This is a genomic window from Pseudoclavibacter sp. RFBA6 (assembly GCF_002931575.1).
Taxonomy (GTDB): domain Bacteria; phylum Actinomycetota; class Actinomycetes; order Actinomycetales; family Microbacteriaceae; genus Pseudoclavibacter; species Pseudoclavibacter terrae.
Map to the genome: position 1 here is coordinate 456,339 of NZ_PSUA01000015.1, position 22,076 is coordinate 478,414.

Here is a 22,076-nt window from a genome sequence, read left to right on the forward strand (position 1 = left end):
CTCGATGGCGCGACAGGTGCGCACGTACGGGAACTGGCGGAAGCCGACCTCTGCAGGTCTCCTCGGGCTCGGCTCCGTCGGCACGGCGCTGCTGCTGGGCGGGCTGGTGCTCGTGGTCGTCGCCGTCATGATCTCCGGCATCATCGCGGCGCTGATCGTGGCGACGGCGATCGGGGTCTCGCTGCTGCTGCTCGTCGTGCGAGACGCGCACGGCAAGAACGCGCTCTCCCGGATCGGGGCCCGTTCAGGGTGGGCGCTGTCCCGGGCGAAGGGGGAGGCGAGCTACCGTTCTGGCCCGATCGGCCGCGTGCCGTGGGCGACCTACCAGTTGCCCGGCATCGCGGCGCCGACGAGGCTGAGCGAGCACAGCGACTCGCACGGACGCCCCTTCGCCCTGCTCCTCACGCCAGCCGTCGGCAGCTACACGGTGGTGTTCGGCACTGAACCGGATGGCGCGGCCCTTGTCGACCAGGAGCAGATCGATTCGTGGGTTGCCGAATGGGGCCACTGGCTCTCGAGTCTTGGTGACGAGCAGGGGATCGAGGCGGCCTCGGTGACCATCGAGACGGCTCCAGACTCCGGCACGCGCCTGCGCCGCGAGGTCGCCATGAACATCGACCCGAACGCGCCAGCCTTCGCTCGCGCCGTGCTCGAGGAGACCGTCGCCGACTACCCGGAAGGCTCATCCACCGTGACGGCCTTCGTTGCGCTCACCTTCCAAAGCTCGCTCCGAGCCGGCGCGCGGCGGCGAGCCCCCGACGAGATGGCGCGAGAGCTCGCGGCCCGCCTCCCCGGCCTCACCGCGGGACTGCAGGCGACCGGCGCCGGCGCCGCGCAACCGCTCACGGCGCAGGAGGTCTGCGAGATCGTTCGGGTTGCCTACGATCCCGCCGTCGCCGTGCTCATCGACGAAGCGCACGCCGCCGGTGAGACCCCGGAACTCAGCTGGAGCGACATCGGTCCGGCGGCAGCCAGAGCCAGCTGGGGCGGCTACCGCCACGATTCCGCCTACTCGACGACATGGGCGATGACCGTCGCGCCACGAGGCAGTGTGCAGTCGAGCGTGCTCGCCCGCCTGCTCGCGCCGCACCGGGACATCGCCCGCAAACGGGTGACGCTGCTCTACCGGCCCATCGACGCGGCCCGCGCTGCCGCCCTCGTCGAGGCCGACCTCAGCGCCGCCCAGTTCAGGCAGACGTCGAGCTCGAAGCCGGCCGCGCGCGACACGCTCGCCGTGCGAGCGGCCGCGGCGACCGCCAGCGAGGAGGCATCCGGTGCGGGCCTCGTGAACTTCGGGGCACTCGTCACGGCGACGGTGCTCGACGCGGAACACGAGCTCGACGCGCGGGCGGCCGTCGACAACCTCGCCGCGACCGCACGCCTCCGCCTGCGGCCCGTCTACGGATCCCAGGACTCGGCCTTCGCCGCGGCGCTGCCGCTCGGCCTCGTCCTCAGCAAGCACCTCAGAGTGCCAAGCGAACTGCGAGAGAAACTGTGAACCGACCACGCCAGAGAACCACGAAGCAGCCCGCGCAAGCGCGCCCGCGACCCCAGGAGCGACCGGGCGCGCGAGGCTGGAGCGGCACCGGCAGGGGCGCATCCACGTACGTCCAGGCCCACGACGAGTGGCGCGGCACGACCGTCCAGGTGTGCGGGCTCTGGCCGTTCGCGGTCGGGACCGGCACTCCGATGATCGGGGTACCCCTCGGCCGGCACACGCAGACCGGGGCGACGCTGTGCTGCGACCCCATCTCGTGGTTCCAGCGAGCCAAGCTCATCAGCAACCCGTCCGCGTTCATCCTCGGCAAGCCCGGACTCGGCAAGTCCTCGCTGGTGCGACGGATGGCGACGGGGCTCGCCGGCTACGGCGTGATGCCGCTCGTGCTCGGCGACCTGAAGCCCGACCACGTCGACATGATCACGGCCCTCGGGGGCCAGGTCATCTCGCTGGGACGCGGCCGCGGCTACCTCAACGTGCTCGACCCCGGCGAGGCGACGGCAGCTGCGAAGCGACTCAGAGCCCACGGCTTCGAGGCCGAGGCCAGCCAGGTGCTCGCCGACGCCCACGGTCGCCGGCACACGATGGTCGCCGCCCTCCTCACGATCATGCGCCTCCAGCCGCCCAGTGACCGCGAGGAGACGATCATCGACCGCGCCCTCAAATGGCTCGACGAGCACCACGACGGGGTGCCCGTGCTCGGCGACCTCCTCGAGGTCGTGCAGGCAGGGCCACCGGAGGTGCGTGCGGTTGCGCTCGACCGAGGCGACGACAGCCGGTACAAGGCGATCACGGAAGACCTGGAGGCGTCGCTCATCGGGCTCGTCGGGGGCGGCAGGCTCGGCGAGACCTTCTCGCGGCAGACCACCAACCCCATGCGGCGTGACGCGCCCGTCGTCTACGACGTCTCCTCAATCGACGACTCCGACGTCGACCTGCAGGCGGCCGCGCTCCTCGCCTGCTGGTCCGCGGGGTTCGGCACCGTCAACGTCGCCAATGTGCTCGCGGATGCGGGACTCGAACCCCGACGGCACTACTTCGTCATCCTCGACGAACTGTGGCGAGCGCTTCGGGCAGGCAAGGGCATGGTCGACCGCGTCGACGCCCTCACCCGCCTCAACCGGCAGCGAGGGGTCGGCATGGCCATGATCTCGCACACCATGAGCGACCTCCTCGCCCTGCCCACCGAGTCGGAGCGGATGAAGGCGAGAGGCTTCGTGGAACGCGCCGGCATGGTCATCTGCGGCGGGCTGCCCGGGGCCGAGATGCCGCGCCTCACCTCAGCGGTGCCGCTGTCGCTCGCCGAGCAGGAGCTGCTCATCGGCTGGCAGGACCCACCCGCCTGGGACCCGACCAGCGGCCGGGAGGCCGAACCTCCGGGGCGAGGCAAGTTCCTCGTCAAGGTCGGCGGCCGGCCCGGGATTCCGGTCGACGTGCAGCTCACCGCCGCGGAAGCGAGCATCAACGACACCAACAAGCTCTGGCATGAGGCGAGCAGGGTGACCGGTGACGCTCCGGAAACGGGCCGCGGGCGCGAACCGGACCGGGGGAAGTCATGAGCGCGCCGAGGAAGCGTGGGCCGGGCGGACTTGCCGCCGAGGCCGCCCTGCTCTGGGTCGCGCTCGGCACGGTCGTCGTCGCCGTCGGCGGCACGAACCTCTGCGTGCGCGTCGCGAACACGGTCGATGGCACGGGGGCAGAACTGCCGGCCAACCTGTTCGCCCTGTTCTTCGACGTGCTGCGAGGCCGCGTCCAGTGGACGGAGACCGCGACGTGGCTCGCCGTCGTGATGGGCCTCGGGGTCCTGCTCGCGTGCTCCGCAGTGATGCTGATCATCCGCGGCCGCCGAGCCGGCGCTCACCGACTCGATCACGCCGCGGTCCTGCTCGGCCGGGGGAGGGAGATCGCAGCCATCAGCGCTCGCGGGGCCACGGCCAGCAGCCGGCGTCTCGGCGTCGACGGGCCGATCGGCGTGCGACTCGGCACGAGCCTCCCGGGTGCTGCACCGGTGTACGCAGGGTGGGAGGACATGCAGGTCAACATCAGTGGCCCGCGCACCGGGAAGTCGACGGCCTTCGCCATCCCAGCCATCGTCGAGGCGCCCGGTGCGGTCATCGTCACCTCGAACAAGCGCGACGTCGTCGACGCGACCCGCGGGGTGCGAGCTGCAACGGGCCGCGTCTGGGTCTTCGACCCGCAGTCCGTGGCCGGTGAAGCCGCCCAGTGGTGGTGGGACCCGCTGAGCTACGTCACCGACGAGGTGCAGGCAGGCAAGCTCGCAGACCACTTCGCCAGCGGGTCGAGGGAGCCCGGTTCCAGGGCCGACGCGTTCTTCGACCCCGCCGCGAAAGACCTCCTCACGGCGCTCCTGCTCGCCGGGGCGCTCGCGGGCAAACGCATCACCGAGGTGTATCGGTGGGTGACTCGACCAGGCGACGACGAAGCCGTCGGCATCCTGCAGGACAACGGGTTTCGGCTCATCGCCGACCAGCTCGAAGGGGTCATCAGCGCACCCGACAGGCAGCGCGGCGGTATCTACGGCACCGCCCAGCAGATGGCCTCGTGCCTGACCAGCAGGGCCCTCGCCTCCTGGATCACGCCGGGGGCCGAACCCGACGGCCGACCGCGGTTCAACCCCCACCAGTTCGTGCGTGGCACCGACACCCTCTACTCGCTCTCCCGCGAGGGGCAGGGGAGCACAGGTCCCCTCGTCACCGCCCTCACCGTCGCCGTGGCGGAGGCGGCAGAAGAACTCGCGGCGGCATCACCGTCCGGTCGACTCGCCCGGCCCCTCCTTGGCGTGCTCGACGAAGCCGCGAACGTCTGCCGGTGGCGCACCCTCCCCGACCTCTACAGCCACTACGGCTCGCGCGGCATCGTGCTCATCACCATCCTCCAGTCCTGGTCGCAGGGCGTTGAAGTCTGGGGCGAGGGAGGCATGCGAAAGCTCTGGTCCGCCGCGAACGTCAAGGTCTACGGCGGTGGGGTCAGCGAGGCGGCCTTCCTCGAGGAGCTCTCCAAACTCGTCGGAGACCACGACAGGGAACTCTCCTCGCTGAGCTACGGCCGAGGCCACCGCACCGTCTCGAGGCAGCTCCACCGTGAACGCATCCTCGACGTCTCCGAGCTCGCCGCGCTCCCACGCGGGCGTGCCCTCGTCCTTGCGTCCGGCGCGCGCCCGACCCTCATCAAGACCCGGTCGTGGATGCAGGGCCCGCACGCGTCCCGCATCCGCGCCTCGATCACGCGCCACAGCCCCGGCGAGGGCCCTGCCCCCAGCTTGGACGCACCTGCGCGCGCGGGGGAGCAGCGATGAGCGACGCGGAGACGCACCCAGGCGGCGGGGGCACGCCCTCCCGCCAGTTCGCGTGTCTCGACGACTTCGTGCGCCAGTTCGTGAGCCGATCGTGCGCCCGGCGGGTGGATGGGCGCACACGAGTCTGGTCGGCCCGCTGGTGGGACTCACCCGAAGCGGTGCTCCGCCTCCGCGGGCTCTGGCAGGCGTGGGAGGAGCTGAAGGACTCGCCAGGCGGGGCCTGCCTCTGGTTCCGGGACCACGCCGACTACCACCTCGGCGTGCTCTTCAGCCCCGACGGCCCCTTCGAGTCGAGCCCCGACGTGCGCGACAGCACCAACCGCCGCGGCGACGACCTGCCCTGCGCACCACCCCCGCCCGGACACGAGGCGACGCTGCGCGGCTGACCCATGACGCAGCAGAGCCGCCCGCGAGAGATCGCGGACGGCTCTGACGTCGCTGCCGGCCGGCGGCAGCGCGATGAAACCTACGGCTGCAGGCGGTTCGGACCACGGAACAGGTACGTGACCTCGCGCAGCGTCGTCTGGTGCAGCATCAGCATCAGAATGCGCGCGAAGCCCATGCCGAACCCGCCGTGGGACGGTGCTCCGTAGCGGAAGAAGTCGAGGTAGAAGCCGAGCTCGTCGACCTCCATGCCCTTCTGCTTCGCCTGCTCCTCGAGCACGTCCACACGGTGCTCGCGCTGGGCGCCCGTCGAGATCTCGACGCCGTTCCAGATGAGGTCGTAGCTCTTCGTGAGCGACTCGTCGCCCTCGTGGCGCATGTGGTAGAACGGGCGGATCGACGCGGGGTAGTCCGTGAGGAACACGAACTCGTGGCCGAACGTCTCCTGCACGTGCGCCGCGATCTGACGCTCGCCCTCGGGGTCGAGGTCGAGGTCGTTGCGCTCCAGCTTGTGGCCACGCGCCTCGACGATCTCGCGAGCCTCGAGCAGCGGGATGCGCGGGAACGGAAGCGACGGAACGACGATGTCGACGTCGAAGAGCGCCTTGATCTCCTCGCCGTGCGCATCCTTGACCGCCTGCAGGCCAGCGACCATGAGCTGCTCCTGCATCTGCATGACGTCCTCGTGCGACTCGACCCAGCTCACCTCGGCGTCGATGCCGGTGAACTCGGTCGCATGGCGCGACGTGAACGAAGGGTCAGCGCGGAACACGGGCCCGATCTCGAAGATCTTGCCGAGGCCCGAGCTCATCGCCATCTGCTTGAAGAACTGCGGGCTCTGAGCGAGGTACGCGCTCGTCTCGAAGTAGTCGACCTTGAAGAGCTCCGCTTTCGACTCGGACGCCGACGCCATGAGCTTCGGCGTGAAGAGCTCGACGAAGCCGTTCTCCACCCAGTACGTGCGGAACGCGTGCGCGAACGTCGTCTGGATGCGGAAGATGAGGGCGTTGCGGGGGATGCGCAGGTCGAGGAAGCGCCAGTCGAGACGCTTGTCGATCGACGTGTCCTCGGCGATGGGCGTCTCGGGGAGCGCTGCGGTCTCCACGACGATCTCGTCGACCTTGACCTCGAGCCCGCCGAGCTTCACACGCTCGTCGGCCTTCTTCTGGCCGCGCACAGAGATGAAGCTGCCCTGCGCGAGTGCGGAGATCGTGTCGGAGATCGCCTCACGGCCCTCGGCGCGCGGGTTCACGAGCTGCACGGCGCCGCTCTCGTCACGGAGGACGACGAACTGCACCTTCTTCTGGTCTCGAACCGTATCGACCCACCCCTGCACAAGCACGGGGCCGTCTTCGAGCGTGGAAAGGGAGGAGATGAGGGCGCGATCAGTCACCTGGCAAGGGTACCCGAGGCCAACGCGCGTGCGAGCGGGAGGAGAACAAGGCACGGCTTGGGTCGAGGATGCGCATCCTGTGCCTGAGTGTCGGTGGCGGTTCGTAGACTGGCACGCATGGCGGCACAGCGAATCCACCTCGTCCGCCACGGCGAGGTCGAAAATCCAAACGGGCTCCTCTACGGGCGGCTCCCCGGCTTCGGGCTCTCCGAGCTCGGCGCCCGCATGGCACGCGTGACCGCGGAAGACCTGCACTCCCGTGCCGTCCCGGCAACCCGACTCGTCGTCTCTCCGCTGCAGAGGACCCGGGAGTCAGCGGCACCGATCGCCGAGCTGTTCGGGCTCGAGCCGGTCATCGACGAGCGCGTCATCGAGCCGACAAACGCGTTCGAGGGCAGGCGCATGACTGGCAAGTACGGCGCGCTGCGTCGCCCAGGATCGTGGCCGAAGCTCGTCAACCCGCTGCGCCCCAGCTGGGGTGAGGCGTACAAGTCCATCGTCGCCCGCATGCGCGAGGCGGTGCTCGACGGCGCAGAGCTCGCCGACGGCGGCGATGTTATCGTGGTCTCCCACCAGCTGCCGATCTGGATGGTGCACCGAGCGCTCTCGAAGGAGCCGCTCCCGCACAACCCGAAGCACCGGCGGTGCTCGCTCTCGAGCATCACGACGCTGGAATACCACCCCGCAACCGGCTTCGTGGAAGCCGACTACCGCGAACCGGCGGCGCAGGAACTCAGCGCCGCCACCGATGAGGGAGCCGTGTGACCATCCGCTCAGAGAGCGTGAAGACGTCGCGCTCTGCCCGACCCCTCCGCGTCGCGTTCGCGTCACTCGGCGTTGCGACGATGCTCCTGCTGGCCGCGTGCGCCCCGAGCGAGGACCTCGCCGATCAGGCACGCGATGCTGGAGCCGGCACCGTGGCGAGCGACGGCAGCTACGAGATCTTCCCTGAGGGCGAGCGCAAGGCTCCCATCGAGTTCGGCGGCGTCACCGAGTTCGGCGACGAGCTCTCGAGCGACGACCTCGTCGGCTCGGTCACCGTCGTGAACTTCTGGTACGCCTCCTGCCCGCCGTGCCGCCTCGAGGCGCCCGACCTCCAGGCGCTCTGGGAAGAGCGTCAAGACGACGGCGTGGAGTTCGTCGGCGTCAACATCTACGACCAGGCCGCCACCGCGAAGACCTTCGCCGAGACGCAAGGCATCACCTACCCGTCGATCCTCGACGTCGACGACGCGAGCGTTCGCCTCGCCTTCGCCGACAACGTGCCGCCTCAGGCCATTCCGTCGACGCTCGTGCTCGACGCCGAGGGCCGCGTGGCATCGGTGATCCGCGGCCCCATCGACCCGTCGATCCTCGGCTCGATGATCACCGACACCCTCGCCGAGAGCAACAAGTGACCACTGCCCTCTTCGCTGCATCCGCACTGACCGCCGTCGCACCCGGCAACGCGGTCGGCGAGACCATCGTGAGCGGGCAGCTGCTCCTCGCGATCCCCCTCGCCCTCCTCGCGGGCCTCATCTCCTTCGCGTCGCCCTGCGTGCTCCCGGTCGTCCCCGGGTACCTCGGGCTCGTCGGGGCTGTCGCTCAGGATGCGCCAGCCAAGAGCACCTCGCGCACCCCGATCGGAGCAGTGGCTACAGGGGGCACCGGAGGACGCGCGGCAGCTGCTGTAGCAGCCGTGGGTGGTGGCTCGAGCACAGGCTCCTCCGCAGCGTGGACCGCGCCCGCGAAGCCCTCCCTCTTCACCCGTCTCACCACCGGCCGAAGCCGGGTTGCATTCGGGGCCGCACTGTTCGTTCTCGGGTTCACGGTCGTGTACGTGCTCTCCGGCGCAGCGTCAGGGCTCCTGGGATTCTGGCTTCTCCAGTACCAGGGCATCATCATGCGAGTGCTCGGGGTCGTCGTCATCCTGATGGGGATCGTGTTCATCGGCCAGGTGTCGTTCCTGCAACGCACTGCTCGAATGCGGTTCGCACCGTCGGGACTCCTCGGGGCGCCGCTCCTCGGCGTCGTCTTCGGCGTCGGCTGGGTTCCCTGCCTCGGGCCGACTCTGATTGCGATCAACTCGCTCAGCTACCAGTTCGCCTCGCCCGGCCGCGGTGCCCTGCTCGCATTCTTCTACTGCGTCGGCCTCGGATTGCCGTTCATCCTCGTCGCGCTCGGCATCGGACGCGTGACGACGGGCATCAACTGGGTTCGCAAGCACATCCGCACCATCAACCTCATCGGCGGCGGCATCCTCATCCTCATCGGAACGCTGATGCTCGTAGGCGTCTGGCAACACTTCATGTCCGCGTTCGCGGCCACGATCGGCGGTTATGTCCCGGCCCTCTGATCACTTCGACGCGGGCAAGGACGGCTTCGAAGCCCGCGATCGCGATCCCAAGAAGACAGCACGCACCCGAGCGTCCACGACGGGCGCGCCAGGCGGCGTCAAGAAGCCCGGCCGTGCGGCCGCGCTCGTCGCCTGGCTGCGCACCGCCTGGCGTCAGCTCACGAGCATGCGCACGGCGCTGCTCCTGCTCCTGCTCCTCGCGATCGCGGCCGTGCCTGGCTCCCTCGTGCCGCAGCGCTCGAGCGACCCCAACGGCGTCATCGTCTACCAGGACACGTACCCCGACATCGCGCCGTTCCTCGACGACATCGGCATGTTCGACGTCTACAGCTCGCCGTGGTTCACCGCCATCTACCTGCTGCTCTTCGTCTCGCTCATCGGCTGCATCATCCCGCGCATCAAGCACCACTGGGACGCGCTGCGCTCGAAGCCCCCGAAGACGCCTGCGCGCCTCTCCCGCCTCGACGCCTACTCGACGCAGGTGCTCGACGCCTCCCTCGACCCGAAGCGCGGTGCCGTCATCGACGAAGCCGCCAAGGTGCTGCGCGAGAAGAGGTACCGCACGGTCATCTTCGACGACGGCCGACGCGGGGTCTCGGTCTCCGCAGAGCGCGGATACATGCGCGAGACCGGAAACCTGGTCTTCCACTCCGCCATGGTCGGCATCATCGTCGCAGTCGGCATCGGCGGCGGCTACACCTGGTCGGGACAGCGGGTGCTCGTCGAAGGCCAGACCTTCGTGAACGGGCTCGTCAGCTACTCGTCGTTCAACCCGGGCCGCTTCTTCACCCCGGACGCGCTCGCGCCGTTCTCCATGCGCCTCGACTCCTTCGACATCACGTACGAGGAAGAGAACCAGAACGCCATCGGGCAGGCCACCGACTACGCGGCGAACGTCACCGTCAACACGCCGGGCGGCGAAGCCAGAAGCGAGACCGTCCGCGTCAACGACCCTCTTCGCTTCGCGGGCACCGACAGCTACCTCCTCGGCAACGGGTACGCCCCGGAGATCACCGTGCGAGACCCAGACGGCAACGCCGTGTTCTCCGACTTCGTGCCGTTCCTCCCGCAGGACTCCTTCCTCACCTCAATGGGCGTCGTGAAGGTTCCGGATGGACTCGACGAGCAGATCGGCATGCTCGGCTTCTTCTACCCGTCGGCGGTGGAGCTCGAGTCGGGTGCCCTCACCTCCAACCACCCGGACCTTCGCGACCCGATGCTGACCCTCAACGTCTACTCGGGCGACCTCGGCCTCGACGAAGGGGTGCCGAGGTCCGTCTACACGCTCGACACCGACACGCTCACACCGATCGCCGCACGCGATCTCGACTTCAAGCCCATCGAGCTGCGCCCCGGCGAGACCGCCGAGCTCCCGAACGGTCTCGGCACCATCGAACTCGGCGAGGTTCCCCGCTACGCCTCGTTCGACGTCCACGACGACCCGACGCAGATCCCGGTCCTCATCTTCGCCGTGCTCATCATCGGCGGCCTCTTCACGTCACTGCTCGTGCCACGGCGACGCCTGTGGGTGAAAGCCACCACGCGAGCCGACGGCACCGTGCTCGTCGAGTACGCGGGCCTCGCCCGCGGAGACGATCCGCAGCTGGCGGCGGCCGTCAACGATCTCCTCGACCTGCACACCAGAAAAATCGTAGGCTTAGCCGAACCCGCGTCGCCGGCCCGCGACTCCGGGGGCTCTCAACGAACCGAGCCCACCCGAAGCTCAGAACCCGGCGCCGGCAACCAAGGCGCGGCGCTCGCCTCTTCTCCCACTCAGGAAGCTCCATGATCGAAACGCTGTCCAGCTGGTCGAACCTGCTCCTCTACATCGCCATGGCGGTGTACTCGATCGCGTTCATCGCGTTCTCCATGGATCTGGCGGGACGCAGCGCGCGGGCCGCCGAACGCACCGAGCGGCAGTCCGCCGTCGGCGCCACCGCCGCACGTCGCAACGCGCTTGTAGGCGCGGCCGCCGGTCCGGCGGGGGCAAGCACGTACGACGCGGCCGCGCGCGAGCGAGAGATGGCCGAACCGGCCAGCTACACGACGGACGATCCCGCGAGCTCCGTCTCGCTCGCCTCCACTCGCACCGAATCGGGTGACGCCTGGCGCGACACGCGGGCGACGCCGTCGCTGCGCATCGCCATGTGGCTCACCGTCGCAGCCTTCCTCGTGCACCTCGCGGCCACGGTCCTTCGCGGCATCGCCGCCGACCGTGTGCCCTGGTCGAACATGTTCGAGTACTCGATGACCTCGACGCTGCTCATCGTGCTCGTCTTCCTGCTCGCCCGCTTCTGGGCGGACGTGCGCTTCCTCGGCACCTTCATCACGGGCTTCACCGTCATCACCCTCGGCATCGCCACGCTCGGCTTCTACGTCGACGTCGTGCCGCTCGCGCCGGCGCTCCAGTCGGTGTGGCTCGTCATCCACGTCTTCGTCGCCTCCCTCGCGACCGGATGCCTCGCCATAGGCGCGGGCCTGAGCGTCGCGCAGCTCCTGCAGACGCGTCGCGTCGCCCGCGTGCGCGCCGGCCTCCCGTCGCGCCTCAAGCTCCTCTCCGCGCTGCCGGACGCGGTGCGCCTCGAGAACCTCGCGTACCGCATCAACATCGTCGGCTTCATCCTCTGGACCTTCACCCTCATGGCTGGTGCGATCTGGGCAGAACGCGCTTGGGGCCGCTACTGGGGCTGGGACACCAAGGAGGTGTGGACCTTCATCATCTGGGTGGTCTACGCCGGGTACATCCACGCCCGCGCGACGCGCGGCTGGCGCGGGTCACCCTCCGCGTGGCTCGCCATCGCCGGGTTCGCGACGGTCATGTTCAACTTCGGTGTGGTCAACGTCTTCTTCAAGGGCCTGCACGCCTACTCGGGCCTGTAGGCCGACAAGCCGTGCTCGGGTTCGGCGGCGGTCGTCGACTGTTGCCGGGCTGCTCCGGTCGCCGTCGGCCGCCCGTCGGCGCCCCTTCGGCGACGCGTGCCCGGTCAGGCGCCTTGGCCGGTCAACCGAATGCTGCCAGCAGGGCGTGGCAGCGGCGGATGCGGTCATGCCACCACTCCTGCCGAGCTGCGGGCGAGGCTAGGCGCTCGAGGGCTCCCTCGTCGACCGTGACTGGAGTGAGCGGGATGCGCCCAGCGCGAGGCCGGAGCGGCTCAGCAACGACGTCGTCCGCGAGGAGCGACGCGGTGCCCAGGCCGGCATCATGACGAGGCGCGGGGAGGGCCGCGACCAGCTGCGCGCCCATGGCGATGCCGACGGACGAGTCGAGGGCGCTCGAGACCGTGGCCGGGAGCCCAGCGGCCCGCACGATGTCGGTCGCGCGCCGGATGCCTCCGAGTGGCTGCATCTTCACGACGACGACGTCTGCCGCACCGAGGCGGGCGACCTCGAGCGGATCCTCCGCCTTGCGGATCGACTCGTCCGCGGCGATCGCCACTTCGATGCCCTCGGTGGAGAGGCGACCCCGAAGCTGCACGAGCTCCGCGGTGGTGCAGCAAGGCTGCTCTGCGTATTCGAGGTCGGAGCGCGAGAGGGCGCGGAGCGCGTCGACGGCCTGGTCAACTGTCCAGCCGCCATTCGCGTCGATCCGGAGGCGCGCGTCCGCGCCTAGCCGCTCCCTGACGCCCTCGACTCTGGCGACGTCGTCGGCCAGCGACTGTCCGCGCTCTGCGACCTTGATCTTGACGGTCCGACAGCCGTCGAAGCGCGCGAGGACGCTGTCGAGCGCTGATGGGGCGACGGCAGGGACGGTCGCGTTGACCCAGATGTCTCCATCCGAGCGTCTGCGGAGGGTGGAGTCGAAGCCGAACTCGATCGCTGCTCGCAGCCAGCTGGCTGCCTCGGTGTCCCCGTATTCGAGGAACGGCGAGAACTCGCTCCAGGCGTGGGTGCCGCGGATGATCGCCGCTTCCCGCGCATCCACGCCCCGGAAGCGCGTCACCAGGGGGAGCGTCACGATGTGCGTGCGGGCGAGGAGGTCGTCTATCTCGGGCAGCTGCATTCGCCCATTGTCTCGCTCGGGGGCTGGGGTCCTGTCCGGTGCGCGCTTGTTCGACCACGTCTGGGATGGGTTCCGCACCTCGGGGTGGGTTGCATCCCATCCCGAGGTGCGCATCCCATCCCGAGACCCCGGCTGGTTGGCTGGGTGCGATCCGTCCGGATCGCGCTAGGCTGAGGCATCGATCCGTCACACCGGACGCGAAACCCTTATGTCTACGAATCTCTCCAGCCCCGCACCTCGCTTCAGCCCGCCGCCGGCTGACGAGGACTTCGACGACGGCCTCCTGGGCCCGGTACCGGAGGCGCGGCAGCCCGCGCGCTCTGCGTCTGTCGTCCGCAAGCCGGGATACGACAAGCCCCAGCATCGGCACGGCACGGTCGTGCAGCGCACCTGGTACGAGATCGCGTTCAACCCGCGACGTTGGTCGGCAGGGCACTGGGCGTTGCTCGGCGTGCTCATCACGGTGCTGGCGGACGTGTTCGTGTTCTTCTACGCGTCGAACCTGTTCGGCATCGACCGCAAGTTCGAGATCGAGATGTGGCTGCTCACGGCGGGAATCGCCGGATTCCTGACGATCGCTCTTGCGCTCTGGGGCATCATCTTCAACAGCGCGAGGGGAGCTGCGATCTTCGCGCTCATCCTCGGCCTGCCGTTCGGTGCGCCGCCGGCGTGGCTGGTCGGCAACACGCTGGTCCAGCTCATCGCGAACGGCGGCACGCTGCCTGTTGCGCCGCCTCTCTGGTAGTTCCTGGCGGAACGGGGCGTTCCCCGTGGGTACCTCGGCTGGTCGCGGCCGCGAGTCGGCTAGCGTTGGGGCATGACTGCCTTCGTCTCCGAACTCTTCGACGCCGAGCGCTGGCGCACCGTCCCGGGCTTCGAGGAGCTCACCGACCTCACGTATCACCTGGATGTGACGGGCCGCATCGCCCGTGTTGCCTTCAACCGTCCTGAGGTCCGCAACGCGTTCCGGCCGCAGACGGTCGACGAGCTGGCGCGGGCGCTCGATGACGCGCGCATGAACCCGCGCGTCGGGGTGGTGCTGCTGACCGGCAACGGGCCGAGCCCGAAGGACGGTGGCTGGGCGTTCTGCTCGGGCGGCGACCAGCGCATCCGCGGTCGCGACGGGTACAGGTACGCCGACGGCGAGACGCGTGACACTATCGACGCGGCCCGCAACGGGCGCCTGCATATCCTCGAGGTGCAGCGTCTCATCCGCTTCATGCCGAAGGTCGTCATCGCGGTCGTCCCCGGCTGGGCGGCGGGCGGCGGCCACTCGCTGCACGTGGTCTGTGATCTGTCGATCGCGTCGCGCGAGCATGCGAAGTTCAAGCAGACGGATGCGGACGTCGGGTCGTTCGATGCCGGATACGGCTCCGCGTACTTCGCGAAGCAGGTCGGGCAGAAGTTCGCGCGCGAGGTGTTCTTCCTCGCGGAGGAGTACTCGGCGGATCGAGCCATGGAGATGGGCACTGTGAACCGGGTTGTGCCGCACGCGGATCTCGAGGTCGACGCGGTGCGCATGGCGGAGACGATCCTGACGAAGTCGCCGACGGCCATTCGCATGCTGAAGTTCGCGTTCAACGCCGTCGACGACGGCCTCGTGGGCCAGCAGGTGTTCGCCGGCGAGGCGACCCGTCTCGCCTATGGAACCGATGAGGCCGTCGAGGGGCGTGATTCGTTCCTCGAGAAGCGTGAACCTGACTGGTCGCCGTTCCCGTGGCAGTTCTAGCGTCCGCCGGCCGGCGCGGTTCGGTGGCTGGGTCCTCGCGGTGACGGCCGGATCATCCGGCGCCGCAGGCCTGCGGCGGCTCGTTCGCGTGGATGCGAGCGACCCGGCCGTAGTCACGGCGGCGCTCGAGCGGGCCCTGGATGGCGGGGGTCCGGCCGTTCTCCCGACGGCCGGCCCGGGGGCGACCGCGGATGCCTCGGCGGCCGCGTCCACCTCGGATTCTGGCGGTTCCGTCGGCGGCGTCCTCCAGCGCGTGCCGGGCGACGTGGTGCTCGTCATCGAGACGAGCGGCTCGACGGCCGAGCCGAAGCGGGTCATGCTCACGGAAGGCGCACTGCGCGCGTCCGCGGCGGCCACGTACGCCAGGTTCGATGAGCTCTTCGGGGCCCCCGGCCAGCCAGCCGAGGTCGCTCGGCAGTGGCTGCTGACCCTGCCCGCCTCCTACGTGGCGGGAGCTCAGGTGCTCATGCGGTCGATTCTCGCTGGAACCGAGCCTGTTGTGCTCGGCGGCGAGCACTTCACCGCTGAGGGCTTCGCGCGCGCGGCGGGTGCGCTGACCGCCGAGCGGCGCTACGTGTCGCTCGTCCCGGCGCAGCTCTCGCGACTGCTCGACGCCGCGGAGACCGAGGCGGGGGCTGGTCCGGTCGCTCTCGCCGTCGCGCGCTTCGATGCGATCCTGGTCGGTGGGCAGGCGCTGCCGCCCTCGCTTCGGTCGCGGGCAGGGGAGCTCGGCTGGAACCTCGTGACGAGCTACGGCTCGAGCGAGACGAGCGGCGGCAGCCTCTACAACGGGGAGCCGCTCGACGGGGTCAGGGTGCGGATCCGCGACGGCGAGGTGCAGCTGGCGGGCCCCGTGCTGTGCGCTGGCTACCTCGGGGATCCGCGCAGGACCGCGGAAGCGTTCGTCGAGGACGACGGCGAGCGCTGGTACCGCACGAGCGACGGAGGGCGGCTCGAGATCGACGAGGCGACGGGCCGCGAACGGCTCGTGGTGACAGGCCGCCTCGACAACGTCATCGTCTCCGGTGGGGAGAAGGTGCTCCTCGGCCGGGTCGAGGGCATCGTGCGCCGGCTGCCCGGCCTCGAGGGGGCCGTCGTCGTCGCTGCGCCGTCTGAGCAGTGGGGGCAGGTGCCAGCGCTGGTGGTCGAGGCGTCGGCCTGGGCGCCTGAGACGCCCCTGCCCGGTGTCGGGGTGGCGTTGCTGGATGCACGTGCGCTCGCGGACGACGAGCGTTGGCGCTCCGTCCGCGGGGCGACGGCGGCCGCCGGCCGTGCGGCCCGTCCGGCGCTTCTCGTGATCGCGCGGAGCATCCCGCTCCTGCCCAGTGGGAAGCCGGACCGTCGATCGCTGGAGGACCTGGTCGCGCGGCTCTCCCACGGAGGTGCCGACGAGGCCTGAGCCTGGAGATCGACCAGCCCGGGTTGCGGCGAACGATCGCGTCGCGCTCGGCGGAGTCAGGCCTCCGGGGCGTGCTTCGACGTGCGGTTGGCGGCGGCCGAGCGTCGGCGGACGAAGATCGTCGTGCCGATGCCGGCTCCGAGCAGGACCAGCACGCAGACGATGACCAGTGGCGCGGTCGGCGCGGCCGGTGCCGGGGCCGTCGGCTGGGCGGTGGCGGTATGGCTCGCCGTGGCAGTCGGCGCGGTCGACTCGGGCGTGCCCGGCTCGAAGCTTGCCTGCAACGCGGCCCCGACGGTCTCCGCGAGGTAGGCGACACCGGCCTCGTTGGGATGGAGGGCGCCGACCTTGAGGGATGCGCCGGGTGTGGTCGGCGTCCCCTCGCCGGGTTCCAGCGTGATGCCGTTCATGTACGAGTCCGTGGTCGTGCAGGCGGAGTGGGCGGCCGTCGCCTCGAGGGTGGAGATGAAGGTGGCGCCGCTGGCCTCGGCCGCCGTCTGTATGGCCGCGTCGAGGTGCGCTTCCGTCTCGTGCAGGTATGCGGTGTCGACGTCGGTGAACGGGAAGGAGTTCTCGGGGTAGCCCGCCGAGGTGAAGGCTGGGGAGAAGCATCCACCGACCGGCGTGTTCGTGGGGTCCGGGGTGATGGCGGGGTACCCGACGACGATGATCTCGGCGTTGGGTGCCTTCTCGGTGATGAGGGCGAACGTCGACGCCAGCGCAGGGGCGACCAGCGAGTCGATGCGGTCCTTCAGGGTGTCGACTTCGACGCCTCCTCCGCTGACGACGTACTTCGAACGGCAGTTGGGTGTGGTCTGATCGGCGACGAGGGGCCCGAGGGAGCTCGCTGCGATGCACGAGGCGGCGATGTCCGAGAACTGCAGGTCGTTGCCGCCGATTGACAGGGTGACGATCTCGGTCGTGGCGGATAGGCTCGCCGACTGCACTGGAGCGCTCGCGCCAGCCCCGGTGACCTGCTCGACATCGCGGATGTCGGCGGTGACGGCGCCGCTGCACGTGCGGTCGTCGAGGGTCAGGCCGAGCGAGTCGGCGATGCGGTGCGGGTAGTTCGCGAGTGCCTGGAAGCAGCCGGCGGCGGGCTCCTCGCTGAACGGCTCGAGCCCGAAGCCGGCGGAGTACGAGTCGCCCAAGGCGATGTACTCACGCCCCTGCGTGCCTCCGTTCACCGTCGGATCGCCGAGGGGCGCCGCGAGGGCCCCGGGAGCCACGAGGAGGGCGATGCCTGCGGCCGCGAGACCGACGGCCGCCGCGCGAACGCGTGATCGGGAAGTCATGGATCTCCTGTGGAGCGGGCGTCGTGCGGGGGATGGGAGGTGTTGGTCTTATAGTGCCACCGTGATGCTGGCCGAGAACGGGATGGCGAGCTCGCTTCTCGGGGTCGCCGACCGTCGTCGCAGGGATGCGGGCCGCGCGCCGCCCTCTAGAATCGCTCCGTGGCGCAGAAACAGAAGCAGAGACAGCGGAAGCAGCAAGCGAACCCGACGCAGCGGCCCCGGCCGAAGGCCGGAGAGGTGCGCAAGCTGGATGCGCGCGCCTGGATCTCCGGTGCCCGGCTGCGCACGCTCCCGCTCGCCATCGCTCCGGTGCTGCTGGGCACGGCCGGCGCCATCGTCGATGGGCCGCTGGGCGAATACCACTGGGTGCGCGCGCTCGCCTGCCTCGCAGTCGCCCTCTGCCTGCAGATCGGCGTGAACTACGCGAACGACTACTCCGACGGCATCCGCGGCACGGATGCCTACCGCGTCGGCCCAGCACGTCTGACCGGTTCGGGCCTCGTCGACCCGAAGCGCGTGCGACTCGTCGCCTTCATCTTCTTCGGCCTCGGCGCCCTCGCCGGTCTCTTCCTGGTCTGGCGATCCGAGCAGTGGTGGCTGCTGGCGGTCGGCGCGGTCGCGATCCTCGCGGCCTGGTTCTACACGGGGGGCAAGCGTCCGTACGGTTACGCGGGGCTCGGCGAGGTGTTCGTCTTCGTGTTCTTCGGCCTCGTCGCGACCGCCGGCACGACGTTCGTGCAGATCGGCAGCGTCTCCACGAACGTGTGGATCATGGCAACCGCGATCGGCCTCTTCTCCTGCGCTGTGCTCATGGTCAACAACATCCGCGACATCGAGCAGGATCGCCTCGCCGGCAAGCGCACGCTCGCCGTGCTCGTCGGCCCGGTCGTCTCGCGCTGGCTCTTCGGCGTCTTCACGCTGGCGCCGTTCGTGCTTGCCATCCTCTTCGCCATCGCGTACCGCAACGCGATCTTCACGTTCTTCGCCCTGCTGCTCGCCGCTCCCGCGGTCCTCATCGCATCGACGGCCCGCAAGCCGAGAGAGCTCATCCTCGCGCTCATGCTCACGAGCTTCGCGACGCTCGCCTACGCGCTGCTGCTCGGCTTCGGCATCGTGTTCAGCGGATACGTGCGCTAGCTGTTCTGCGGGCGCTGCGGCGAAGAGTCGGGCGTCTGCTCTCCACCGGAGTCAACCTCGGCTGCCTCGGTCTCGGAGGCCTCGTCAGTCTCGGCGGTGGCCTTGCCAGGCTCGGCCGCGGCGGTTTCAGCGGTGGAGTCCAAGGCCTCGTCCTCGTCCTTGTCGTCGGCGGTGCGCGCGTCCTTGCGCTCGGTGAGGCGCTGGAGGTCGTCGCCCATCTGCTGGCGTGTGCCGCGCAGGAAGATGACGGAGATGCACGCGCTGATGACGGCGCCGACGAGGGCGCCGGCCAGCCAGTTCCACTGCCAGGCGGGCAGAGCCAGCATGACCACGGCGAATGGCACCGCGAACGCGAGCAGTCTGATGACGGAGTAGACAAGCCAGGCGCGCTTCGAGTTCATCCGGCAATTCTACGAGCGGCCGGGTGAGCCCAGGTTCGCCCAGAGCACAGGCGCCACCAGGTCGGGTGGAGGCAAGTCGCGTATCCTCGGGGAACCATGTCTCGCCTCCTCATTACTGCCGCAGTCATCGTCGTCGCGGTGACCATCTTCGCCGTGGTCGATTGCGCGATGACGGACGCAAAGCGCACTCGTGCACTCCCGAAACCCGTCTGGGTTGTCGTGGTCTTGCTGGTTCCCGTGGTCGGCCCGCTCCTGTGGCTGTTCTTCGGCAAGGTCCGTGGCAACGCGGCCGCCGTCAAGCCCGTGCAGACGACGCCGGATGACGACGAGACGTTCCTCAAGTCCATCGGCATCGAGTCCGACAGCGAGGAGCGCATCCGCAAGCTGGAGGAAGAGCTGAAGGCGCTCGACGACGTGGAGTTCCCGGCCGCCGCGCCGAAGGGCCCCGTCACCGAAGGCGGCGCTGCGACGGCGCTGGAGGATGCTGCAGACGAGCCCGTGAAGGGCGAGCGGACCTCGAAGGCTGACAAGACCGAGAAGCCCGCCAAGCCAGAGCTCGGCGGCAAGAAGCCGCGCAAGGGCGAAGCAGGCGACGACGGGCGTGACGGCGAGCCCATCGAGCACAAGGACGACTGGACTCAGGGCGACGGGTCGTCCCGTGCCTGATCGGCACGCCGACCCCGAACCTCCCCACTCGCAGCGCCCCGCAGGGGGCGATGCGTCGGCTGTCTCAACGCCGGTGCCCGCCTCGCTGCCCCGCACCGGAAACCCGGCTACCGACTTCAGCCTCGACTTCCTCGCCCAGCTGGTCCAGCGCGGTGTCACTGATCTCGTCGTCTGTCCAGGGTCTCGCTCGCAGGCGCTGTCGCTCGTCGCGGCCGAACTGGAACGTGTCGGCGCGGTTCGGCTGCACGTCCGCATCGATGAGCGCTCCGCTGGCTTCTTCGCGCTCGGCCTCGCGGCCGAGACCGGGCGAGCGGTCCCCGTCATCACGACGTCAGGGACAGCGGTCGCCAACCTGCTCCCGGCCATGCTCGAGGCGTTCCATGCCACCGTGCCGCTGGTCGCCGTCACCGCGGACCGCCCCGAGGAGCTCCTCGGAATCGGTGCCAACCAGGCGACGACGCAGCCGGGCATCTTCGGCCCCAACGTTCCGCACGAGGCCGTGCAGGCGCCGGTCGGGGCCCCGGATGAGGCGCCGCTCGCAGAGCGCCTTGCGATCCGTGCAGCTGACACGCGCGGGCCGCTGCACCTGAACCTCGCGTTCCGCGACCCGCTGAGCGTTGCCGTTCCGGAACTGGACGAGTGGGCCGCCGCCGCCGCTCCCGATGACCGAGCCGCAGCGGACCATGACCGAGCCGCAACAGGCCAGGGGGACGCACCCACGGACGCGGCCGACACCTTCGACATCGAGGCGGCGGACTGGCCCCGCACGCTTGTCATCGCAGGCGCCGCTGCCGGCCCAGAGGCGGAGAAGGTCGCGCACGAAGGTGGCTGGCCGCTCATCGCGGAGGCCACGAGCGGTTCGCGCTACGGGCGCAACCTCGTGCTCGCCTACCGTCAGCTGCTCGGCGCGACCTCCCCGCGCCCAGACCTCCGCGACGCGATCGAGCGGGTGCTGGTCTTCGGCCACCCGACGCTCAGCCGCGAGATTCCCCAGCTCATCGCACGCGACGACGTCCACGCCGTGGTCGTCGGCCCGACCGGTGGCGAGCCGTACAACCCGGCGCACGCGGTCGCGGCGCACGTCGACGCCGTGCGCGTGCATCCGGTGCCGCCCGCTGATGCGGATGCCAGAACCGAATCCCGCGCCTGGCTCCGCGAGTGGGTGCTCGCGAGTCGAGCGCTGGTGGAGGCGGACGCCGAGCAGACCCCGGCGCCCGACATCGAGGCGTCCCGTTCCAGCGACACCGCGGTGCGGGGCCGCTTCGCGAAGCAGGAACTGGCGGTCGCTCGCACCAAGGTCGACCGGCGGATGCTCGCGGAGGCGGTGTGGAGCGCGACCTGGCCGCACGACCGGCTGGTCCTCGGAGCGTCCACGCTCATCCGCTCGCTCGACGCCCACGTGGCTGGGAAGCCCATCCGGGTCCACGCCAACCGCGGTCTCGCGGGCATCGACGGCACGATCGCGACGACGCTTGGAGTCGCCGTCGGCAGCCAGCTCGGCGGTCCGGTGTCAGCCCAGGGCGGCGTGACGCGTGCCCTCATCGGCGACCTCACATTGCTGCACGACGCGTCATCGCTGCTTGTCGGGCAGGGGGGCGAGTGGGCTCCCCGCGTGCAGCTCATCGTCGGCAACGACGGCGGGGGCACCATCTTCGACGACCTCGAGGTGGCTCGAACCGCCGCCGTCGAGGCGCACACGCGGGTGCTCTACACGCCCACCAGAGTCGACCTCGAGGCGCTGGCAACCGCGTACGGCTGGAGCTATTGCCGAGCGGAGACGCGCGCGGACCTCCAGGGCGCGCTCGTCTCACGCGAGCACGAGCGCATCCTCATCGACGTGCCGCTGCCTCGCGGCTGACGGCCAGAGCAGGCACGCGGCGCACCGTGTCGCCGCGGTCTAGGCGGGTGGAAGATCGCCGTCCATGACGACGGACTGCGTTCCCGCATCCCACGCGAAGGTGGCGACCGCCTCGCCCGTCGGGGCGGCGTTGGGCTCGCCGGGCAGCGGGTAGCGGTAGGTGACGGTGATCAGGGTGTCGGAGAGCTGCCCGATCTCAGGGAAGAAGCCGTACGCGTCCGCCGTCGCCGTGCCGACGTACTCACCGCCGTGGAAGAGCAGGATGTGGTGCGGGGTGGATGCGGTCCCGCCCTCGAGCGTGACGACGACGTAGGAGAGTGGCGCGCACGCATCCCAGGTCTCGCGGTCGGGTTCGGCCGCAACCCACGACAGGTCAGGGAAGTCCGGATAAGCCTCGACTTGGGGGAGTGCGGTTTCGAGGGCCTCGGCCTGTGTCGAGTCCGCGCAGGAGGTCTCCGGCGCGGGCACTTCGCTCGGCTCGTTCTCGGGGGCGGGTGTCGTCGTGGCGGTCACGGTGACCGTGGCGGCCGGCGTCGTCTCAGCGGTCGGTGGCGTCGCGGTCGCCGCGCACCCGCTGATGCCGAGGGATGCGGCGGCGAGGAACGCGATGCTGGCGGGGATGCGTGCTGATCGTGGGATTCGCATGGTGGAGCCCTCCTCAGTCG

20 protein-coding genes are annotated in these 22,076 nt (G+C 70.0%); 15 read left to right on the top strand and 5 right to left on the bottom strand.

The genetic code is table 11. The features are described 5' to 3' along the window. The first annotated feature begins 4 nt into the window (after positions 1 to 4). The 4 genes from C5C17_RS16890 to C5C17_RS16905 are packed head-to-tail and all read left to right on the top strand — an operon-like array spanning position 5 to position 5,200. Entirely contained in the window at positions 5 to 1,498 is a 1,494-nt protein-coding gene (locus C5C17_RS16890) for an SCO6880 family protein (protein WP_104254527.1), read from the top strand. After that, complete coding sequence (locus tag C5C17_RS16895) at positions 1,495 to 3,057, top strand: ATP/GTP-binding protein (protein WP_104254528.1); 1,563 nt, start codon at positions 1,495 to 1,497, stop codon at positions 3,055 to 3,057. Before C5C17_RS16890 ends, C5C17_RS16895 begins: the two co-directional genes overlap by 4 nt. Next, positions 3,054 to 4,814 (top strand): type IV secretory system conjugative DNA transfer family protein, encoded by a 1,761-nt coding sequence (locus C5C17_RS16900; protein ID WP_104254529.1) that lies wholly within the window; start codon positions 3,054 to 3,056, stop codon positions 4,812 to 4,814. Before C5C17_RS16895 ends, C5C17_RS16900 begins: the two co-directional genes overlap by 4 nt. Next, a complete protein-coding gene (locus C5C17_RS16905) occupies positions 4,811 to 5,200 on the top strand; it encodes a DUF4913 domain-containing protein (RefSeq protein ID WP_104254530.1) in 390 nt (129 codons plus the stop codon). The genes C5C17_RS16900 and C5C17_RS16905 overlap by 4 nt, the downstream gene beginning before the upstream one ends. An 80-nt stretch (positions 5,201 to 5,280) precedes the next feature. Here the strand turns inward: C5C17_RS16905 and aspS are convergent, their stop codons facing one another. Beyond that, positions 5,281 to 6,591, bottom strand: coding sequence for an aspartate--tRNA(Asn) ligase (aspS, locus tag C5C17_RS16910; RefSeq protein ID WP_104254531.1), 1,311 nt, complete (start codon positions 6,589 to 6,591; stop codon positions 5,281 to 5,283). Positions 6,592 to 6,708: 117 nt separating this feature from the next. Here aspS and C5C17_RS16915 point away from each other — a divergent pair, with 117 nt between their 5' ends. The 5 genes from C5C17_RS16915 to ccsB are packed head-to-tail and all read left to right on the top strand — an operon-like array spanning position 6,709 to position 11,806. Then, a complete protein-coding gene (locus C5C17_RS16915; protein WP_104254532.1) occupies positions 6,709 to 7,356 on the top strand; it encodes a histidine phosphatase family protein in 648 nt (215 codons plus the stop codon). Then, on the top strand, positions 7,353 to 7,988 hold the full coding sequence (locus C5C17_RS16920; protein ID WP_258066266.1) for a TlpA disulfide reductase family protein: 636 nt from the start codon (positions 7,353 to 7,355) through the stop codon (positions 7,986 to 7,988). The genes C5C17_RS16915 and C5C17_RS16920 overlap by 4 nt, the downstream gene beginning before the upstream one ends. Next, positions 7,985 to 8,926: a cytochrome c biogenesis CcdA family protein gene (locus C5C17_RS16925; protein ID WP_258066267.1), complete on the top strand. Its 942-nt coding sequence runs from the start codon at positions 7,985 to 7,987 to the stop codon at positions 8,924 to 8,926. The genes C5C17_RS16920 and C5C17_RS16925 overlap by 4 nt, the downstream gene beginning before the upstream one ends. Next, positions 8,910 to 10,715 (top strand): cytochrome c biogenesis protein ResB, encoded by a 1,806-nt coding sequence (locus tag C5C17_RS16930; protein WP_104254533.1) that lies wholly within the window; start codon positions 8,910 to 8,912, stop codon positions 10,713 to 10,715. Before C5C17_RS16925 ends, C5C17_RS16930 begins: the two co-directional genes overlap by 17 nt. After that, the gene (gene ccsB / locus C5C17_RS16935; RefSeq protein ID WP_104254534.1) at positions 10,712 to 11,806 is read left to right on the top strand and encodes a c-type cytochrome biogenesis protein CcsB; all 1,095 of its coding nucleotides are present in this window, start codon (positions 10,712 to 10,714) and stop codon (positions 11,804 to 11,806) included. The genes C5C17_RS16930 and ccsB overlap by 4 nt, the downstream gene beginning before the upstream one ends. 121 nt (positions 11,807 to 11,927) lie before the next feature. Here ccsB and C5C17_RS16940 read toward each other — a convergent pair whose 3' ends face one another. Beyond that, positions 11,928 to 12,926, bottom strand: a complete 999-nt coding sequence (locus C5C17_RS16940) for an o-succinylbenzoate synthase (RefSeq protein WP_104254535.1) — start codon at positions 12,924 to 12,926, stop codon at positions 11,928 to 11,930. A gap of 208 nt (positions 12,927 to 13,134) precedes the next feature. On the opposite strand from C5C17_RS16940, the gene C5C17_RS16945 reads away from it, so the two are divergent. The 3 genes from C5C17_RS16945 to C5C17_RS16955 all read left to right on the top strand — a co-directional run bounded on the left by C5C17_RS16945 (position 13,135) and on the right by C5C17_RS16955 (position 16,054). After that, a complete protein-coding gene (locus C5C17_RS16945) occupies positions 13,135 to 13,671 on the top strand; it encodes a hypothetical protein (protein ID WP_104254536.1) in 537 nt (178 codons plus the stop codon). 72 nt (positions 13,672 to 13,743) lie between these two features. Continuing rightward, positions 13,744 to 14,655, top strand: coding sequence for a 1,4-dihydroxy-2-naphthoyl-CoA synthase (locus tag C5C17_RS16950; protein ID WP_104254537.1), 912 nt, complete (start codon positions 13,744 to 13,746; stop codon positions 14,653 to 14,655). Positions 14,656 to 14,695: 40 nt separating this feature from the next. Beyond that, positions 14,696 to 16,054 (top strand): AMP-binding protein, encoded by a 1,359-nt coding sequence (locus C5C17_RS16955; protein WP_258066268.1) that lies wholly within the window; start codon positions 14,696 to 14,698, stop codon positions 16,052 to 16,054. A gap of 56 nt (positions 16,055 to 16,110) precedes the next feature. Here C5C17_RS16955 and C5C17_RS16960 read toward each other — a convergent pair whose 3' ends face one another. Continuing rightward, on the bottom strand, positions 16,111 to 17,349 hold the full coding sequence (locus C5C17_RS16960; protein ID WP_104254539.1) for an SGNH/GDSL hydrolase family protein: 1,239 nt from the start codon (positions 17,347 to 17,349) through the stop codon (positions 16,111 to 16,113). 159 nt (positions 17,350 to 17,508) lie between these two features. Between C5C17_RS16960 and C5C17_RS16965 the strand changes: the two genes are divergently transcribed. Further along, entirely contained in the window at positions 17,509 to 18,486 is a 978-nt protein-coding gene (locus tag C5C17_RS16965) for a 1,4-dihydroxy-2-naphthoate polyprenyltransferase (protein WP_104254540.1), read from the top strand. On the opposite strand, the gene C5C17_RS16970 is transcribed toward C5C17_RS16965, so the two are convergent. Continuing rightward, a complete protein-coding gene (locus C5C17_RS16970; RefSeq protein WP_104254541.1) occupies positions 18,483 to 18,887 on the bottom strand; it encodes a DUF4229 domain-containing protein in 405 nt (134 codons plus the stop codon). The two genes, C5C17_RS16965 and C5C17_RS16970, sit on opposite strands and share 4 nt — an antisense overlap. 96 nt (positions 18,888 to 18,983) lie before the next feature. Here C5C17_RS16970 and C5C17_RS16975 point away from each other — a divergent pair, with 96 nt between their 5' ends. Then, positions 18,984 to 19,553 carry a PLDc N-terminal domain-containing protein gene (locus C5C17_RS16975; protein WP_104254542.1) on the top strand — a complete coding sequence of 190 codons (570 nt, stop codon included), beginning with the start codon at positions 18,984 to 18,986 and terminating at the stop codon, positions 19,551 to 19,553. A gap of 73 nt (positions 19,554 to 19,626) precedes the next feature. Continuing rightward, a complete protein-coding gene (gene menD / locus C5C17_RS16980) occupies positions 19,627 to 21,411 on the top strand; it encodes a 2-succinyl-5-enolpyruvyl-6-hydroxy-3-cyclohexene-1-carboxylic-acid synthase (protein ID WP_181028659.1) in 1,785 nt (594 codons plus the stop codon). A gap of 39 nt (positions 21,412 to 21,450) precedes the next feature. Here the strand turns inward: menD and C5C17_RS16985 are convergent, their stop codons facing one another. Further along, the gene (locus C5C17_RS16985; protein ID WP_181028654.1) at positions 21,451 to 22,056 is read right to left on the bottom strand and encodes an LppP/LprE family lipoprotein; all 606 of its coding nucleotides are present in this window, start codon (positions 22,054 to 22,056) and stop codon (positions 21,451 to 21,453) included. Between the last annotated feature and the right edge of the window lie 20 nt (positions 22,057 to 22,076).

Coding starts and splice junctions, on each gene's coding strand:
- C5C17_RS16890 (WP_104254527.1), top strand. CDS start 5: ATGGCGCGACAGGTGCGCACGTACGGGAACTGGCGGAAGCCGACCTCT.
- C5C17_RS16900 (WP_104254529.1), top strand. CDS start 3,054: ATGAGCGCGCCGAGGAAGCGTGGGCCGGGCGGACTTGCCGCCGAGGCC.
- C5C17_RS16905 (WP_104254530.1), top strand. CDS start 4,811: ATGAGCGACGCGGAGACGCACCCAGGCGGCGGGGGCACGCCCTCCCGC.
- C5C17_RS16915 (WP_104254532.1), top strand. CDS start 6,709: ATGGCGGCACAGCGAATCCACCTCGTCCGCCACGGCGAGGTCGAAAAT.
- C5C17_RS16930 (WP_104254533.1), top strand. CDS start 8,910: ATGTCCCGGCCCTCTGATCACTTCGACGCGGGCAAGGACGGCTTCGAA.
- ccsB (WP_104254534.1), top strand. CDS start 10,712: ATGATCGAAACGCTGTCCAGCTGGTCGAACCTGCTCCTCTACATCGCC.
- C5C17_RS16940 (WP_104254535.1), bottom strand. CDS start 12,926: ATGCAGCTGCCCGAGATAGACGACCTCCTCGCCCGCACGCACATCGTG.
- C5C17_RS16945 (WP_104254536.1), top strand. CDS start 13,135: ATGTCTACGAATCTCTCCAGCCCCGCACCTCGCTTCAGCCCGCCGCCG.
- C5C17_RS16950 (WP_104254537.1), top strand. CDS start 13,744: ATGACTGCCTTCGTCTCCGAACTCTTCGACGCCGAGCGCTGGCGCACC.
- C5C17_RS16960 (WP_104254539.1), bottom strand. CDS start 17,349: ATGACTTCCCGATCACGCGTTCGCGCGGCGGCCGTCGGTCTCGCGGCC.
- C5C17_RS16970 (WP_104254541.1), bottom strand. CDS start 18,887: ATGAACTCGAAGCGCGCCTGGCTTGTCTACTCCGTCATCAGACTGCTC.
- C5C17_RS16975 (WP_104254542.1), top strand. CDS start 18,984: ATGTCTCGCCTCCTCATTACTGCCGCAGTCATCGTCGTCGCGGTGACC.
- C5C17_RS16985 (WP_181028654.1), bottom strand. CDS start 22,056: ATGCGAATCCCACGATCAGCACGCATCCCCGCCAGCATCGCGTTCCTC.